13 protein-coding genes are annotated in these 16,337 nt (G+C 51.3%); 7 read left to right on the top strand and 6 right to left on the bottom strand.

Annotated features, from left to right (window positions below; genetic code table 11):
• The first annotated feature begins 92 nt into the window (after positions 1-92).
• On the top strand, positions 93-1,133 hold the full coding sequence (locus OCU43_RS10975; protein WP_091358998.1) for a hypothetical protein: 1,041 nt from the start codon (positions 93-95) through the stop codon (positions 1,131-1,133).
• Between the two features lie 266 nt (positions 1,134-1,399).
• Here the strand turns inward: OCU43_RS10975 and OCU43_RS10970 are convergent, their stop codons facing one another.
• The 3 genes from OCU43_RS10970 to OCU43_RS10960 form a co-directional block, all read right to left on the bottom strand.
• Complete coding sequence (locus OCU43_RS10970; RefSeq protein ID WP_245756582.1) at positions 1,400-1,954, bottom strand: DUF3465 domain-containing protein; 555 nt, start codon at positions 1,952-1,954, stop codon at positions 1,400-1,402.
• An 18-nt stretch (positions 1,955-1,972) separates the two neighbouring features.
• Positions 1,973-3,430, bottom strand: coding sequence for a two-component system sensor histidine kinase NtrB (locus OCU43_RS10965; RefSeq protein ID WP_091359000.1), 1,458 nt, complete (start codon positions 3,428-3,430; stop codon positions 1,973-1,975).
• Positions 3,431-3,642: 212 nt separating this feature from the next.
• Positions 3,643-4,584, bottom strand: a complete 942-nt coding sequence (locus tag OCU43_RS10960) for a LysR family transcriptional regulator (protein ID WP_091359003.1) — start codon at positions 4,582-4,584, stop codon at positions 3,643-3,645.
• A gap of 137 nt (positions 4,585-4,721) precedes the next feature.
• Between OCU43_RS10960 and OCU43_RS10955 the strand changes: the two genes are divergently transcribed.
• From OCU43_RS10955 to OCU43_RS10945, 3 genes are all read left to right on the top strand, one after another.
• Positions 4,722-6,137, top strand: coding sequence for an acetyl-CoA carboxylase biotin carboxylase subunit (locus OCU43_RS10955; protein WP_091359006.1), 1,416 nt, complete (start codon positions 4,722-4,724; stop codon positions 6,135-6,137).
• A gap of 100 nt (positions 6,138-6,237) precedes the next feature.
• On the top strand, positions 6,238-8,043 hold the full coding sequence (gene oadA, locus OCU43_RS10950; RefSeq protein WP_091359010.1) for a sodium-extruding oxaloacetate decarboxylase subunit alpha: 1,806 nt from the start codon (positions 6,238-6,240) through the stop codon (positions 8,041-8,043).
• 102 nt (positions 8,044-8,145) lie between these two features.
• Entirely contained in the window at positions 8,146-8,808 is a 663-nt protein-coding gene (locus tag OCU43_RS10945) for a carbonic anhydrase (RefSeq protein WP_091359013.1), read from the top strand.
• 93 nt (positions 8,809-8,901) lie between these two features.
• Here the strand turns inward: OCU43_RS10945 and OCU43_RS10940 are convergent, their stop codons facing one another.
• The 3 genes from OCU43_RS10940 to OCU43_RS10930 all read right to left on the bottom strand — a co-directional run bounded on the left by OCU43_RS10940 (position 8,902) and on the right by OCU43_RS10930 (position 12,314).
• Positions 8,902-10,143 (bottom strand): MFS transporter, encoded by a 1,242-nt coding sequence (locus OCU43_RS10940; protein WP_091359016.1) that lies wholly within the window; start codon positions 10,141-10,143, stop codon positions 8,902-8,904.
• A gap of 187 nt (positions 10,144-10,330) precedes the next feature.
• Positions 10,331-11,242 carry a dienelactone hydrolase family protein gene (locus OCU43_RS10935; protein WP_091359018.1) on the bottom strand — a complete coding sequence of 304 codons (912 nt, stop codon included), beginning with the start codon at positions 11,240-11,242 and terminating at the stop codon, positions 10,331-10,333.
• A gap of 157 nt (positions 11,243-11,399) precedes the next feature.
• Positions 11,400-12,314 (bottom strand): DMT family transporter, encoded by a 915-nt coding sequence (locus OCU43_RS10930; RefSeq protein ID WP_091359021.1) that lies wholly within the window; start codon positions 12,312-12,314, stop codon positions 11,400-11,402.
• A gap of 366 nt (positions 12,315-12,680) precedes the next feature.
• On the opposite strand from OCU43_RS10930, the gene OCU43_RS10925 reads away from it, so the two are divergent.
• From OCU43_RS10925 to OCU43_RS10915, 3 genes are read left to right on the top strand one after another with little or no spacing between them, the layout of a single operon-like run.
• Entirely contained in the window at positions 12,681-14,066 is a 1,386-nt protein-coding gene (locus OCU43_RS10925; protein WP_245756583.1) for a TrkH family potassium uptake protein, read from the top strand.
• Positions 14,067-14,073: 7 nt separating this feature from the next.
• Positions 14,074-15,576 (top strand): sensor histidine kinase, encoded by a 1,503-nt coding sequence (locus OCU43_RS10920; RefSeq protein WP_091359025.1) that lies wholly within the window; start codon positions 14,074-14,076, stop codon positions 15,574-15,576.
• Positions 15,551-16,267 (top strand): response regulator, encoded by a 717-nt coding sequence (locus OCU43_RS10915; protein ID WP_376787864.1) that lies wholly within the window; start codon positions 15,551-15,553, stop codon positions 16,265-16,267. The genes OCU43_RS10920 and OCU43_RS10915 overlap by 26 nt, the downstream gene beginning before the upstream one ends.
• Positions 16,268-16,337: the final 70 nt, after the last annotated feature.

Here is a 16,337-nt window from a genome sequence, read left to right as displayed (position 1 = left end):
TTAGCATGCCTGTGCTGAATATATGGTCTGTGTATCGGTAGATTCTGACGGGGCACAGTGCCGGTAAACTGAACTATGGGATTAAATCGATTATGCTGAAAAAACTATTGCTAGCTGCATCCGGCTCCTGCCTGTTGCTGGCGGCCAATGCTCCACTCGTGATGGCACAAGAGCGTGCTGAAACCCTGAAAGTAGGCCTCTGGGGAGATCAGTTTTACAGCAAAGACGCTGCAGAAAAAGCACAGCGGACAAGTCAGACCATCGAGTCGATGAATGCCCATAAGCTGAACTTCACCATGTATGCCGGTGATACTAAAAACGGCAGCAGTGAATGTAGCGACAAAGCGATTGGTGACGATATTATCAGTGTTTATAACAGGCTTGATATGCCGACACTGTATACGCTGGGTGATAATGAGTGGACCGATTGCCACCGCACCAGTAATGGTGCTTACGACCCACTTGAGCGTCTGTCATTTTTGCGTAAAACCTTTTTCAATAAGGCGACTACCCAGGGTAAGAGCCCCATTGCGGTTGAGCGTCAGGGTGAGCTGGGTGAAGCCTACAGTGAAAACAGCCGTTTCGTTGCCAGCAACGTTGAGTTTGTTGCCCTCGCGGTCACCGGTAGTAACAACAACCTGGTGGTGACTGAAAAACAGTGCACCAAGAAATCTAAACGCAGTGCTGAAGACTGTGCGGCGGCCAGCGAAGAGTATAAAGCGCGAAATGCTAAAAACATTGAGTGGCTTAAGGAGTCGTTTGCGAAAGCGAAGCAAGATCAGCTTGCTGGTATAGCGATCATTATTCAGGCTGACATCTTCTTCCCGTTTGAGCTCTCTGATGGTGGATATGAAGATGACTTTATGACAAGCCTGGATGATAAAAACGGTTTCACTGATTTCTTCAAAACGCTGATCAGCGAAACTCAGAGCTATGACGGCCAGGTTGTACTGATTAACGGCGATTCTCACTTCTTTAAAATGGATAAGCCGATGTACAACCCTAATGGGCAACTGACAGCGAACTTCACCCGCGTACAGGTGTTTGGTGAGGAGGATAACAGCTGGATTGAGATGACCGTTAACCCTGCCAGTGAGACGGTATTTACTTTTTCACCGGTAATGCTTAACTGATTGAAAATATTTGCATAAATAGGAATTTGTCTTAGTTACAAATAACGGCATAGACCTTAGTATGCTTAACGTGTTCAGGGTAATCAGGGATTTGATTACGGAACTCAGCAACGTGGCCAGAAGGATTGCAGGAAGCAACGGCTACATGGAAATGGATGGCTGACTTAAGGGGGCGTAGTATGGATGCTACAACTCCCTTGCCTTTTCTTCAGACAACGCTCAACCCTCTCTTTTACTCCCCCCTTCGTTTTTAACTACATAACCGCTTATTGATACCGCCTGGTGTTGTGCTCCAGCCAGCCGTCAACATGCCTGCCTTGTGGGTCGCGGTGGGTCCAGTGGACCACTCCCCCTTTCGGATTCCATTCATACTCACCATTAAAGCGAACGTGGTCTCCTGGTCTCAATGAATCAAGGCGGGGTGCCAGATCGATATTGTGAGCGATGAGAATAGTGATGCCTGACGGTAGCCTGAGAATAAAACGTTGATGACGACTGCCCTTCAGGTCGTCTGCTAATACCTTAACCACCACACCCGTGCCGCTGACCTGCAGATTGCTCTGGTGATGCTGATAGGCTTGCAGGATAGACGTGCTGTTACCGCTTGGGGCGGATGATGGCTGAAGCTCAACAGTGCTATTGCGGCCCGGGAGCGCACTGCCGGGGAAAACGCTGTAAGCTGTGCCCCCGGCAATGGCAACGATGAGGGCGGAAACAGCCAGCAACTTCGGCATAGCACTGCCGTTGTGTCGCAAGGACAGATGGTTCAAAAAGGTTTTATTCTCCTTCAGGGCTTTGGTCGGCTGGCGCAATATCAACATCCGTGTCCATAGAGCCTGTTATCGCGTAATCGGAATCTGCATATGGAAGGTTGAACCTACATCCACGTCAGAGGTGACCGCCATATGTCCCTGATGCTGCTCGGTAATGATGTAGTAAGAAAATGAGAGATGCTCACCGGTATCAAAACTGTCAGCTTGTTGGGTGGTGCTGAAAAAGGGTTCAAACAGACTCATCTGCTGTTCGTTGGTCAGGCCTGTCCCGTTGTGCTGAATCTTGATCCACATATTGTCGTAACTCTCTGAAAGAATTATCTTTATGATTGGCTCAAAACTCTCACTGACGCTCTTTTTCTGAAGTGCGATACAGGCGTGTCGGAACAGGCTGAGAAACACCTGCTGCAGTTCGGTAATATAACAGGGAACCTGAGGCAGTCCTTTTTCAACCTGCCATTCCAGCTTCACCTGGTTAAACCGGAAACCATCAGAGACCGAGATAACCTCTTTTCCCAGATTGACGGTATGTTCCATCACATCAACGATATCTGCCATCTGTTTTTCTGAATGACGATTGCGGGCAAAGGTCAGCAGGTTATGAATAATTTTGGAAACCTGATCGCCCTTATCCGACATATCATTGTAGATCGATTCCAGCAGCGCTGTTTTGTCGTTACCGCCCTGCTCCAGCGCCAGATGGTTCTCCGCCATAATATTTTTAAACCGTTTCAGGTCCATCAGAATCGCCTGCAACGGGATATTGATATCATGAGCCATAGAGGATGCCAGCTCACCCATAAATGACATTTTATCATTGTGGATCAGCAGGTTTTCGGCGGTGGTCTCTTTAGATACATCGTCCACCAGAATAACAACACCGGGTTCCGGACCGTTCAGGGGGTAGATGGTGATATCAAAATGGGACAGGCTACGCAGACTCTGCTTCAGGTGGATGGTTTTGTTCTGTTCAATCGCTTGCTGAATATGCTCGGGCACCACGGTCATAGTGGGATAGGCTTCCCACAGGGTTTTACCCAGTGCTTTCTGTGCCGGGACGCCGGAGAGTTCCTCAACCCGACGGTTCCACTGGGTGACCCGCCCCTCTTTATCCAGCCCCACCAGCATCAGGGGCATTGAGGTCAGGATATCTTTGATATATGACTCGGATGAACGCAGTTGATTGGCGGTAATCACGTGCTGTGCAACTTCTGATTCCAGCAGATGGTTGCTCTCGATCAGTTTGCTGTTGGACTCCTTAAGCGCTGCCGTACGCTCCTCAACCCGTTGTTCCAGCTCATTTTTAATCAGAGTCAGTTCACGATTGGCGCGGTGCGCACGACGACTGTAGATGAACAGATAGATAGCGGTAATCGACAGAATTATGATCAGGGTGCCGCTGCTGAAATTGGCCAGATGTTGCCACTTGGTTTTACCATTCTCATCTTTAAACCAGTCGATAGCGGCAACCGCCAAGGAGCTCTGCAGGCACAGAGCAAGAATAAATAATGTTTGTTTAATCATATGTGTAATTAACTAATCCTGCTGAATAAGGAAACCTGAATGATTCTGTCAGGGCGGTTGGATAAAGTAACGCAGATACGAACGAGCTTAGCTTCATCTATGCCAGCTTAACCTGACTTTAATTGCGACCTATTCTATAGGATCTGCCGCACATTTCGTCATTAACATCGATAGTTTTTATGAAAAATTCTCTGAACCGTCCATTCATCTGTTTAATCCCCCAAAAACATTCGCTCAAACTGTTTAATATTTTGCTGAATATAATCCAGAAACGCCTGCATCGCCGGGGTTGGATGTTTAGCCTGAGGGTGTACCACACAGAAGCTGCGGCGCAAAGGAAATCCGTCTATCTGAGGAATAATAAGTCGTCCCAGTTCAAGTTCAGAGAGAATGCTCAGCTTGGGCAATACCGCGACTCCCAGGCCGGCGATAACCGAATGCTTTAATGCATCGTTAGAGCCTATCTCCATACTGGGAGGAAAGCGTAACCGCTGTTGCTGACAGTGTTGTTCAAGTGCCAGCCGACTGCCTGACCCCTGCTCACGTACCAGCAGTCCACTACTGAGAAACTGCTGTGGGCTGATCTGAGACTGCTCCAGCAGCGGGTGTCCCTGAGGGACGACCGGAACCAGCTCATTATCCAGAAATGGCAACGATGCGAGGGGTTTATCGGTCGGCACCATCCCCATAATCACCAGATCATCGTTATTTTCATTCAGCCCCTGCAGGGCTGTCGCCCTGTTGACCACTCTGATCCGTACACTGATCAGCGGGTGCAGGTCGAGAAATGCCCGCAACAGGTAAGGCACCATATATTGCGCTGTATTCACGGCCACCAGTTTTAACTCGCCAGCGATGTTGCCTTTCAGCGCCCCCAGATCGGTCTGCAGGTCTGACAGTTCGATAAAAATCGCATTGATACTCTCGTACAAACGTTCGCCCGCTGCGGTACAGAAAAGGCGTCTGCCAACATACTCAAACAGGGGCTGATCCACGCCCTGCTCCAACTGGCGGATCTGGCTGCTAACGGCAGGCTGCGTCAGCCCCAGAAGTTCGCCCGCCTTACTGTAGCTTTGCAGCTCATAGACCGCTTTAAACACCTGAAGCTGACGAAAACTCAGGCGACTGGTCATTTTTTGAATAGACAGTGGCACAAAATCGATCTCATAGGTTTATCTATAAGTAATACCTTATAGATAAACAAAAAAATATCAATTTCTACTTATCAAAGATTGCGACTAGGATTTATTTACACACTTACGGCAACGAGCCGGAGGCAGAGGAGAGTTTCATGATCAAAAAAGTACTGATCGCCAACCGGGGTGAGATTGCGGTGCGTATCGTCCGCGCTTGTGCCGAGATGGGCATCCGCTCTGTGGCGATTTATACCGAGCCTGACCGTTATGCACTGCATGTCAAACGTGCTGATGAGTCCTATTCTTTGGGTGATGATCCCCTGGCCGGGTATCTTGACCCACGCCGGATCGTCAATATGGCATTGGAAACCGGCTGTGACGCCATCCATCCGGGCTACGGTTTCCTGTCAGAAAATGCTGAATTTGCCCGACTGTGTGAACAGCATGGCGTCGCCTTTATCGGGCCTAAATCTGATGTCATCCACAAGATGGGTGACAAGACCCAGGCGCGTGACTCGATGCGTGCCGCCGGTGTTCCCATCACCCCCGGTTCAGAGGGTAACCTTGCTGATGTCGATGAGGCATTAAAGCTGGCGGATGAGATCGGCTATCCGATCATGATCAAAGCGACCTCCGGTGGTGGTGGCCGCGGTATCCGTCGTTGCGATACACCGCAAGAACTTAAACTGCAATACCCCCGGGTTATCTCCGAAGCGACCAAAGCGTTTGGGTCTGCTGAAGTGTTTATGGAGAAGTGCATAGTTGACCCGCGCCACATTGAGGTGCAGGTGCTGGCTGATAGTCAGGGTAATGTGGTCCACCTGTATGAACGGGACTGTTCAATACAGCGGCGTAACCAGAAGCTTATCGAGATCGCGCCCAGCCCGCAGTTAACCCCGGAACAGCGTCAGTATATTGGTGGTCTTGCTGTTAAAGCGGCGGAGGCTGTTGGTTATGAAAATGCCGGGACTGTAGAGTTTTTGCTGACCGGGAATCAGGTCTACTTTATGGAGATGAATACCCGGGTTCAGGTTGAGCATACCATCACTGAGCAGATTACCGGGGTTGATATAGTCCGCGAACAGCTGCGCATCGCATCGGGTCTGCCACTGAGCTACCGCCAGGAAGATATCTCCTATCGAGGTTATGCCCTGCAGTTCCGGATCAACGCTGAAGACCCGAAAAATGACTTTCTGCCAAGCTTTGGCCGTATCTCTCACTACTATGCGCCGGGTGGCCCCGGTGTGCGTGTTGATACCGCGATCTATACCGGTTACGAGATACCGCCCTACTACGACTCCATGTGTCTGAAGCTGGTGGTCTGGGCGCTGACCTGGGAGGAAGTAATCGCCCGTGGCCAGCGAGCGCTGGATGATATGCGCCTGCACGGTATTAAAACCACAGCGAACTATTACCAACAGATTCTCAAGCATCCTGAATTTCAGGACGCGAATTTTAACACCAGCTTTGTTCCGGAGCATCCAGAGCTGCTGGGCTATTCCGACAAGCGTCATCCCAGTGAGATGGCTCTGGCGGTTGCCGCTGCGATTGCGGCCCATGCGGGCTGGTAACGCGTATTTAAGCGCTTTCATCCGCATCTGATAGCAAAGAAACTAATTTCAGCTGACCGCCGGAGCGGTTGCAGGAGAAACTACAGTGAGTACTGTAAACATGAATCAAGCAAAGAAAATTGAAGTCACCGATGTGATTTTGCGGGATGCCCACCAGTCCCTGATCGCGACCCGTATGCGTACCGAAGATATGTTGCCGATCTGTGAAAAACTGGATCAGGTAGGCTACTGGTCTCTGGAGGTTTGGGGCGGCGCTACCTTTGATGCCTGTGTGCGCTTCCTGAAGGAAGACCCATGGGAGCGTCTGCGCCAACTACGTGCTGCCCTGCCAAACACCCGTCTGCAGATGCTGCTGCGGGGTCAGAACCTGCTCGGTTACCGTCATTATGCAGACGATGTCGTTGAAGCGTTTGTTGCGAAAGCGGCTAAAAACGGTATCGATGTGTTCCGTGTTTTCGACGCGCTGAATGATATCCGCAACCTGGAAACCGCCATGAAAGCGGTGAAAAAAGCGGGTAAGCACGCTCAGGGGACGATCTGCTACACCACCAGTCCGGTGCACACTCCTGAACTGTTTGTAAAGCAGGCGATTGCTATGCGCGATATGGGGGCTGACTCCATCGCTATTAAAGATATGGCGGGATTGCTTACACCTTATGCAACCTATGATCTGGTTGCCGCACTGAAAGCAGAGCTGGACCTGCCGGTTGTGGTTCACAGCCATTCCACTGCTGGACTTGCTCCGCTGTGTCAGTTGAAAGCCATTGAAGCAGGCGCTGATCGCATCGATACAGCGATCTCCTCATTTGCCAATGGCACCAGTCATCCGGCCACTGAAGGTCAGGTAGCCGCTCTGCGGGGGACCGCTTATGATACCGGACTGGATCTTGAGTTGCTGGCTGAGATTGCTGACTACTTCCGTGAAGTCCGTAAGAAATATCATCAGTTTGAAAGCGAGTTCACCCGCGAAGATGTCTCGGTGCAGATCAATCAGGTGCCGGGTGGCATGATGTCCAACCTGGCTAACCAGCTGAAAGAGCAGAATGCACTGGATAAGATCCGGGAGGTGTTCGCTGAGATTCCCCGGGTGCGTAAAGATCTGGGCTACCCTCCTCTGGTTACACCCACTTCACAGATTGTGGGTACACAGGCGGTGTATAACGTGCTGGCGGGCGAGCGCTACAAAACCATCACTAATGAGGTTAAGCGTTACCTGCAGGGTGGTTACGGAGCGGCACCTGCTGAAGTGGATGCGCAACTGCAGAAGAAAGCGATCGGAAATGAAAGTGTTGATGTTGGTCGTCCGGCGGATCTGCTCAAGCCTGAGCTGAACAAACTGCGTGAGGATATCGGTGATCTGGCGTTGACCGAAGAGGATGTTCTCACCTTCGCGATGTTCCCCGATCTGGGACGTGAGTTCCTGCAGCAGCGTGCAGAGGGGACTCTGAAACCCGAGGAGCTATTACCCCCTGATGCCGCTAAAGGCGCAAAACTGGGTCAGGCCGGTGCCTCTGAGTTTAAGATTGAGGTGCATGGTGAGGTCTATGATATCGCGGTTACCGGCGTAGGTGAGTTTGGTAGTGGTAAGCGTAAGATCTACATGTCGATGGACGGTGTGCCGGAAGAGGTAATCTTTGAACCTCAGAACGAGTTTGTTTCCGAAGGTAGCAGTGGTCGTAAACACGCCAGCCAGCCTGGTCATGTCACCACTGCGATGCCAGGCAACATCTTCGAAGTATTGGTTAAGGAGGGCGATGTGGTCGAAGCGGGCCAGGCCATTCTGGTGGCTGAAGCGATGAAGATGGAGATGGAGATTCACGCCAATATCGCCGGTACGGTTAAAGCGATTCACGTGGCCAAAGGTGACCGCGTCACCCCCGGCGAAGTCCTTGCTGAAATCGAATAACGCAATAAGCTGAGAGTCTTGAGCTCTGCGTTATGTAGCGGTTATGGGAGGCAACCCCCATAACCGTATAGTAATACACTACAAAGCTGAGAGAATCTGTGCGTGGATAAAATAGTAAAAGGCGTGATTAACTTCCGGCAGAATGTATACCCGGAACATAAAGACCTGTTTGGCACTCTGGCTGATGGGCAGAGCCCTGATGTATTGTTTGCAACCTGCTCCGACTCACGTATCGATCCTAACCTGCTGACCGGTACGTCGCCCGGCGATCTGTTTATCTGCCGTAACGCAGGTAATATTATTCCGCCCCACAGCAACGAAACCGGCGGCATGACCGCCTCAATTGAGTATGCGGTGGCGGTGCTGGGAGTGCGTCATATTATTATCTGTGGTCACACCGACTGTGGTGCAATCAAAGGGGCTCTGGATCTTAACGCCCTGAATGGTCTGCCCCATGTTAAAGAGTGGCTGGGACACTGCCGTTCGGCGATGGAGATTGTGCGGGAGCGGCACGATATCCCCCATGATCATCCGGTGGGATCAGAGCACCTGAACGAAGCGATTGAAGAAAACGTGCTTCAGCAGGTGCAGCATATCCGCACCCATCCGGTCGTAGCCGCGAAACTGGCGACCGGTAAAGTCGAAGTCCATGGCTGGGTGTACAACATCAAAACCGGCTCCATTCGCTGCTGCAGCCATAATGATATGGTGTTCAGAAGTTTTGATAAGCACTATGCCGATCTGATTGCACAGATCGAGGCTTAAGTTTTCCCTGTTGTTCCTTCCTATGTTTGCGCTTTGCTGGTTTCAGAAAGCGCCTTTTTTTCGCCGGAATTGACTGTTATGGGCATGATTGATTTAACCCATTGCAGCAGCCTGCCCTGCCCTCAGTCGTTTTACCGGACGCTCATCGATAAAGATATGAATCACCGCCGTTAGCAAGGCGATCGCGGCAGCCGCCCACCAGACACTGCTGTAACTACCTGTCTGATCAAACATATAGCCACCAACCCAGACCCCAACGAATGAACCTAGCTGGTGATTAAGAAAAACAATGCCATAGAGCGTCCCCATATGACGCAGACCAAACATCTGCGCCACCAGGCCAGAGGTGGCTGGCACGGTAGCCAGCCAGAGAAACCCGGTGGCAATGGAAAACAGGTATACCGTTGTCGTGCTGATTGGCAGCAGCATAAACAGAGCGATGACCACCGCACGCAGCCCGTAGATTATTCCAAGCAGCTTTTTCTTTGAGTAGCGTCCGGACCAGGAACCAAACAGCAGACAGCCAAATATGTTAAACAGACCGATCAGCGAAAGGCTGGTAACAGCGACCGTAGAATCAAACCCCTGATCGGAAAGAAATGAGGGCATATGCACGGTGATAAAGGCCAGTTGAAAACCACAGACAAAAAAGCCAGCGATCAGTAGCCAGTAATGCAGATGGCTTCCGGCTTCCTGCAGCGCCTCTTTCAGCGGTTGAGGTGAAATTTCTTCAGCCGTTGTTTCTGCTTCATTTACATGGCGAAAGGTTGTGGCCAGAATGATCATCATCAGCGCCCCGCCACTCATCAGTAAAAGTGCAGTCTGCCAGCCATAGAGACTAATAAACGCCTGAGCCACCGGAATCACCATCAACTGTCCTGCAGAACCGGCAGCGGTTCCCAGGCCCAGAGCGAAAGCACATTTTTCCGGTGCGACCATCCTTGCCAGCGCCGGCAGAATAACGCCGAATCCGGTTCCCGCAATACCCATTCCGATCAGAATACCGGCACCGGTGTGCAGACTCCAGACGCTGTCAGTGGTTGCGGTGATATAGATACCCAGGGCATAGAGCAAGGCTCCGATAACCAGTGTCCTGAAGGTTCCAAAACGGTCGGCAAATGCTCCGGTAAACGGCTGAAACAAGCCCCAGCAGAGATTTTGCAGCGCCAGCGAGAAAGCAAATACTTCCCGGCCATAACCAAACTCGGCGGAAATGGGTGCCATAAAAAAACCCATAGAGGAGCGCAGACCAAAATTGATCGCCAGGATCAGGCAGGACGCAACGACAAACAGGCTGAGAAGCTTTACATGGCCGGCATTGGTAGCAGTAGGCATAAGATATATTTCGGCTTGGGTTTAGGGAGGCCGGGAGGCGGTGAGTTAGGACGATTATATAAACAGAGAATCATCAGTGACAGATACAGATTGCGTTCAAAACAGTGTAAAACTGATGGCCAGTTATCTGCTGTAAACCCGATGCAGTAAAAATCCCCTCACCGACTCAAATAAGGGGATTATGTTTTTAACTCAGATACTGCTTGAAAAACTCCAGTGTCCGGCTCCAGGCAAGCTCGGCACTATTTTCATCATAACGGGCTGTCGAATCATTATGGAAACCGTGGTTTACATTTGGGTAGATGTAGGCGGTATAGTCTATCTTTGCCGCTTTCAATGCCGCCTCGTACTCGGGCCAGTAACCATTCACACGGGTATCCAGCCCGGCAAAATGTAGCTGCATTACCGCTTTTATATCAGCCACCGGGCTTTGCGGTGGCGTGCCATAATATGGTACAGCAGCATCGACACTCTCCGGCAACATCGCTGCCAGTTGGTTGGTCAGATAGCCGCCAAAACAGAAACCGACGACTCCCAGTTTATCGGTTGTCAGCTCGTGTGCGGTTAACATCCGTGCGGCGCCCGCAAAGTCTCCCTCTATTTTGTTACGCACCAGGGTTTTCTGCATCGCCCGGCCTTCATCATCGTTACCGGGATATCCTCCCAGGGGATACAGTGCGTCGGGCGCAAACGCGACGAAACCTGCTTTTGCCAGCCGTCGGGCGACATCTTCAATGTACGGATTCAGGCCTCGGTTTTCATGGGCTACCAACACAGCGGCGGCAGGTTTATCACTGCTGACGCCCGTTGGTACGACCAGATATCCCCGCCCTTTTCCATGGCCTTCAGGCGCATCAAATTCAAGATAGCGGGCGTTAATATCCGGGTCGTTGAAGGAAACCTGTTCAGCCAGCGCGTAGTCGGGGATTAATACTCCGGAAATCGTGCTCAGAGTAAGTCCGGCAATTCCCAGTGTAGCGAGACGTGCCATGAAGGTGCGTCGATCAATATCACCATGGGCATATTCGTCGTACCAGTCAAAGGCTTCCTGAGGAATTGTAATATTGGCGCGAGCGTCTTCACCGTTGCGGTTATTCATGTGGCCTCCTGATAGTGTTGCGACCTGCTCTTCTGGTATTGGGTCTTTCTTAACGAATCCAGATGTGTCTAGACAATATAGCCTATGCAGACAGAAACAGAACTTACAAGCAGAACTTACAAACAGAACCTATAAACAGAGCTTACAGGTAGTACCTTCAGGGTTTATTAACGTTTTCAATGCACTCAGCGGTATCCCGCTTTATTCGACGGCTATAGAGAATGTAGATACCGCTGATAACAATCACTAAGGTGCCTGACAGCGTCATCAGGTCGGGTTGTTCGTCAAATATCACTATCCCCAGAATCAGAGCAAAGATGACCCGCGAATAGCGAAAGGGTGCAACGACGGAGATTGAGCCGGAACGCATGGCGATGGTCAGTGCATTGTAGGCGATAACGCCAAACAGGATCGCTGCGGCTATCTGTACCGCCGAGGAGGAATCGATAGCAAAGGTTTTATTTTCGATAAATGACAGGCAGCCGCCTGACGCTATCAGCACCAGAAATCCATAGAAACCCAATTGATAATTGGATAGTTTGGGGGATGCAGCCCGGGTGGCCAGGTCGCGACCGGCGAAGCCCAGTGTGCTGGCCACGGCAAACAGAGAAGCGGGATTAAAGTCCCCCGGACCGGGCCGGACAATCATCAGCACTCCGATAAAGCCGGCAAAGATCGCCAGCCAGTGCGATGCAGAGATCTTTTCATTCATGTAAACCGCCGCCCCCAGCACTACCACCAGGGGGGTTGCCTGAAGTATTGCCGAAGCACTGGAAAGCGGCATTAAGATAATCGCCAGAGCAAAAAATGAGCGACCGATAATCTCGCAGATCACCCGAACCAGCATCGCCTTGCTGAGGATATCCGGCGGTACGGTTGACTCGCCTCTGGACTTCATCAGACAGAGGAATGTCAAAGCGCCACCAACACCAAACGCAAGCACCGCATACCCGAGTGGCACAACGGCAACGGCGCTTTTAATAAACATATCTTCCAGGGAAAATGCTGCCATCGCCAGAAGCATAAAGAAGCACCCTTTCATGTTGTCAGTGGCCTGCGAACTGTTTTTCATCAAGTGTGATTACCTGGCATTGCGATTGTTATCTATGAGAGTATCGGAGAGGAAAAAGCCTGCATGGGGAGACCTGTCGCCACTGATATTTTATCATCAAAGATTAAATTAATGGCGCGTCATGATATAGGGGTAAATAAATAAAGTACGATAGAGACAGAGCGCTGTTGCTGCCGAGTTTAGTTGCAGTGTTTAGCCGCATATTTACGCAAATTTTACGTCCCGATGCTGTTTTCACAATCGAATATTTACAGCAGTTCAGCGGATAATTAAGGTATGGATTCTTGAGGTAGCACTGCAATGATTAAGCTCTTTCGCCCTGTTCTGTATGTTTGCGGGGTATTATCATTGATAATGGCAGCGCTGATGCTGATACCGGCAGGCTATGCCTTTTTCATCAGCCATGATCCGGAAATGATCCCTTTTCTTCTCTCTGCCGGGCTCAGTATTATGCTCGGCATTGTTCTGATTCTGCTGTTCAGGTCTTCATCCTTTACCCTGACATCACGCCAACTCTACCTGCTGACCAGCTCTAGCTGGATGCTGCTGTCGTTTCTTGGCGCGCTGCCCCTGATGCTCTGCCATCACCCGCTTTCACTCTCTGATGCGGTGTTTGAGTCGGTCTCCGGTATTACCACTACCGGCTCTACGGTGTTGAGTGGCTTGCAAGACCTCCCACCCAGCCTGCTGTTGTGGCGCTCGCTGCTGCAATGGGTGGGTGGTCTGGGGGTGATCGGCATGGCGGTGACCATTCTCCCCTTTCTGCGTATCGGTGGTATGCGTCTGTTCCAGACTGAGTCATCGGACTGGGCGGAAAAGTCCCTGCCCCGCTTTCATGAGCTGGCCAGAACGCTGCTGTTCAGTTATCTGCTGATTACCACCCTCTGTGCGGTGAGTTACTGGATTGCCGGGATGAACTCCTTTGATGCGATCAACCACGCGTTCACCACTGTGTCGACCGGCGGCTATGCCACCGATGATCGTTCCATGGGACGATTTGGCCCGATGATTCTCTGGGTTTCAGTCTTCTTTATGCTACTGGGTGGCCTGCCATTCACGCTGTTTATCCGTTTTCTGGTTAACCCCTCCTTCAAAAGCTTGTCGGATCAGCAGGTAAAGGGGTTTTTAATGATTGTCGCCGGGCTGGTTGCAATTCTGACGGCGCAACTGATGATTACCGACACGATGCCGTTTTTTGAAGCGCTGACACACACGGCATTCAATGTCACATCGGTGATCACCACCACCGGTTATGCATCATCTGATTACACTCTCTGGGGGGAGTTTAGTATCGCTCTGTTTTTTATCGTGACCTTTATCGGCGGCTGTTCGGGTTCCACTGCAGGGGGGATGAAAATCTTCCGCTTTCAGCTGTCGTTTTCATTTCTGGGGGATCAGTTCCGCAAGCTGGTTCACCCCCGCGGCGTATTTGCCATCCATTACAATGGCAAGCTGGTGCATGACGATATTATCTTTTCGGCGGTGGCGTTCTCCTTTATGTTCTTTCTGGCGTTGGCCATTACCACCCTGCTACTGACCGCTATCGGCATCGATTTTGTTACCAGCTTTACCGGAGCGGCCACCGCTCTGACCAATGTTGGCCCGGGTCTGGGAGATATTATCGGCCCGGCGGGCAGCTTTGAGCCCCTTCCCGATCTGGGTAAATGGATACTCTCTTTTGCGATGATTCTGGGGCGTTTGGAGTTGCTGACTGTTATAGTGTTATTCTCACCGGTTTTCTGGAAAGGATAACTAAATCATGGGATTACCCAATATTCGAGAACGCTGCCTAGTCTGGACCATGCCCTGGTTAGCGCCGCTGATCGCGACCCTGATCTCCTGGGTATTATCCCCTGTATTGCCGAAAGCAAACTACGCCATGATCTACCTGGCCGGAGTATTGTTAACGGCGGTGACAACCCGGGTAAAACCGGCTCTGGTTTGCGCCGTATTGAGTTTTCTCACCTACAACTTCTTTCATACGGAGCCCCATTTCACCTTTTTTATGGTGCATCAGGAGGATATTCTCACGGTGACCCTGCTGATATTTGTGGCAGTGGTGACCGGACACCTCGCGGCACGGTTGCGGGAAAAAGTGATCGCTCTGGAAGACAGCAGTCGCTGGAATCAGCAGCAGATGCTGCTGGCACAGGAGCTGGCTGGCTGCGTTAACGGGCCTTCAGTAATGAAAACCCTGGCCCAACATCTGACTCAGTGCTTCAGTTTCACAACCCAGACGTACTATCCGGGCAGTGATGAGCTGGCGTCGCTGACCGCTAAATATGGGCTGAGCTCTCCGCATATCACCAGCGCGGCCACCGAGGTTATTTTCAAAGAGGATAAAGCCCGGGTGCTGGTGGCTTTTAATAGTCATCGTGGCTGTATGGGGTTATTGAAAATTGAATCAGATGCGCCGCTGACCTCCTTGCAGCGCTCTGGTCTGGATGGTTTTATCGGACTTGCACGGCTGGCCTGGAGCCGCGTCGTGCTGAGTGAAACCCTGCAGCAGGAGATCACTGTCAAAGAGCGGGAACAGCTCCGCTCCGCACTGCTCTCTTCTATATCCCATGATCTTCGGACTCCGCTGGCAACGATGATCGGTTCTGTCTCCAGTCTGATAGAGCTGCGGGACGCGTTGGATCAGGCACAGCAGGATGAACTGCTACAGAATACTCTCAGTGAGGCTCAGCGACTAAATCGCTATATCCAGAAATTGCTGGATATGACCCGGCTGGGGCATGGCGAACTGACTCTGGATCGCGACTGGGTGGGGCTTGATGATATTCTCAGCGTGGTTATCAAACGCAGTAAGCCTCTGTTGCAGGACGTCACGGTGGATATTAGCCTGCCCCCCGAGATGCCACTTCTCTATGTGCATCCGGCGCTGATTGAGCAGGCACTGTTCAATGTGCTGGAAAATGCGATCCGTTTTGCGCCTCCGGGTACGGCGATCACTGTCAGTGCATTCACTGCGGAGACTCAGCTGCATATCGATATTCACGATGAGGGGCCCGGAATACCACCTGAATCCTGGGACAGTATCTTTGATATGTTTTTTACCATGGCTCACGGCGACCAGTATCCCGCTGGCACAGGGCTGGGGCTGGCGATATGTCAGGGCATTCTGGGCGCTCACGGAGGCAGTGCTTCGGTGTTTGAAAGCGATTCCACTTCGGGCACCACGCTGCGACTGTCCCTGCCCCTTCCTGAAACTCAATTATCCTCAAAGAGCGACGATGATGACACGTATACTGGTGATTGATGACGAACCCCAAATCCGGCGTTTTCTCAATATAAGCCTCAGCTCCCAGGGCTACTCTATTCTGGAAGCGGAGGATGGTGCCAAAGGCCTCAAGGCCGCAGCACTTGACGCGCCGGATATGATTATTCTCGATCTTGGGCTGCCCGACATGGATGGCCAGGAGGTATTAAAAAGCCTGCGGGACTTCTTTAAAGGCCCGGTGATCGTGCTCTCGGTGCGCGACAGTGAACGGGAGAAAGTGATGGCTCTCGACAGCGGCTGCAACGATTATGTCGAAAAACCTTTTGGCGTCAATGAACTGCTGGCTCGCATTCGTGCGGTGTTGCGTACATTTTCCGGTATTGAGGTGCCGCCCACGGGCTATGATGATGGCCGTCTGGTGGTGGATCTGCTCAATCGCCGGGTTGCCCTGAACGGGGACGATGTGCATCTCTCGAAAAAGGAGTTTGAGCTGTTACAGATGCTGATCAGCTATCCGGGGCGTATTCTCACCCAGCAACATCTGTTGCGGGAGATCTGGGGGGCTCACCATACCAAGGACACCCACTACCTGCGTATTTTTATCGGGCGGCTGCGGAGCAAGCTCGAGGATGATCCCACCAACCCACATTATATAGAAACCGAAGCGGGTGTTGGTTATCGCTTCATCGGTATTGAAAAGCAGGGAGAGAGATCAGGTCCTGAAAAATAAGCGCAGAAAAATAGGCTCTGAAGGATACGGAGATATAAGGCAGATAGAAATTAAGACGGGTCAATCAAAA

The sequence above is a fragment of the Amphritea atlantica genome (genome assembly GCF_024347255.1).
Classification (GTDB): domain Bacteria; phylum Pseudomonadota; class Gammaproteobacteria; order Pseudomonadales; family Balneatricaceae; genus Amphritea; species Amphritea atlantica.
The sequence above is the reverse complement of the archived record's forward strand: the minus strand, read 5'-3'. Positions and strand labels throughout refer to the sequence as shown.

Coding starts and splice junctions, on each gene's coding strand:
- OCU43_RS10975 (WP_091358998.1), top strand. CDS start 93: ATGCTGAAAAAACTATTGCTAGCTGCATCCGGCTCCTGCCTGTTGCTG.
- OCU43_RS10970 (WP_245756582.1), bottom strand. CDS start 1,954: ATGTTGATATTGCGCCAGCCGACCAAAGCCCTGAAGGAGAATAAAACC.
- OCU43_RS10965 (WP_091359000.1), bottom strand. CDS start 3,430: ATGATTAAACAAACATTATTTATTCTTGCTCTGTGCCTGCAGAGCTCC.
- OCU43_RS10955 (WP_091359006.1), top strand. CDS start 4,722: ATGATCAAAAAAGTACTGATCGCCAACCGGGGTGAGATTGCGGTGCGT.
- oadA (WP_091359010.1), top strand. CDS start 6,238: ATGAATCAAGCAAAGAAAATTGAAGTCACCGATGTGATTTTGCGGGAT.
- OCU43_RS10940 (WP_091359016.1), bottom strand. CDS start 10,143: ATGCCTACTGCTACCAATGCCGGCCATGTAAAGCTTCTCAGCCTGTTT.
- OCU43_RS10935 (WP_091359018.1), bottom strand. CDS start 11,242: ATGAATAACCGCAACGGTGAAGACGCTCGCGCCAATATTACAATTCCT.
- OCU43_RS10930 (WP_091359021.1), bottom strand. CDS start 12,314: ATGAAAAACAGTTCGCAGGCCACTGACAACATGAAAGGGTGCTTCTTT.
- OCU43_RS10925 (WP_245756583.1), top strand. CDS start 12,681: ATGCTGATACCGGCAGGCTATGCCTTTTTCATCAGCCATGATCCGGAA.
- OCU43_RS10920 (WP_091359025.1), top strand. CDS start 14,074: ATGGGATTACCCAATATTCGAGAACGCTGCCTAGTCTGGACCATGCCC.
- OCU43_RS10915 (WP_376787864.1), top strand. CDS start 15,551: ATGATGACACGTATACTGGTGATTGATGACGAACCCCAAATCCGGCGT.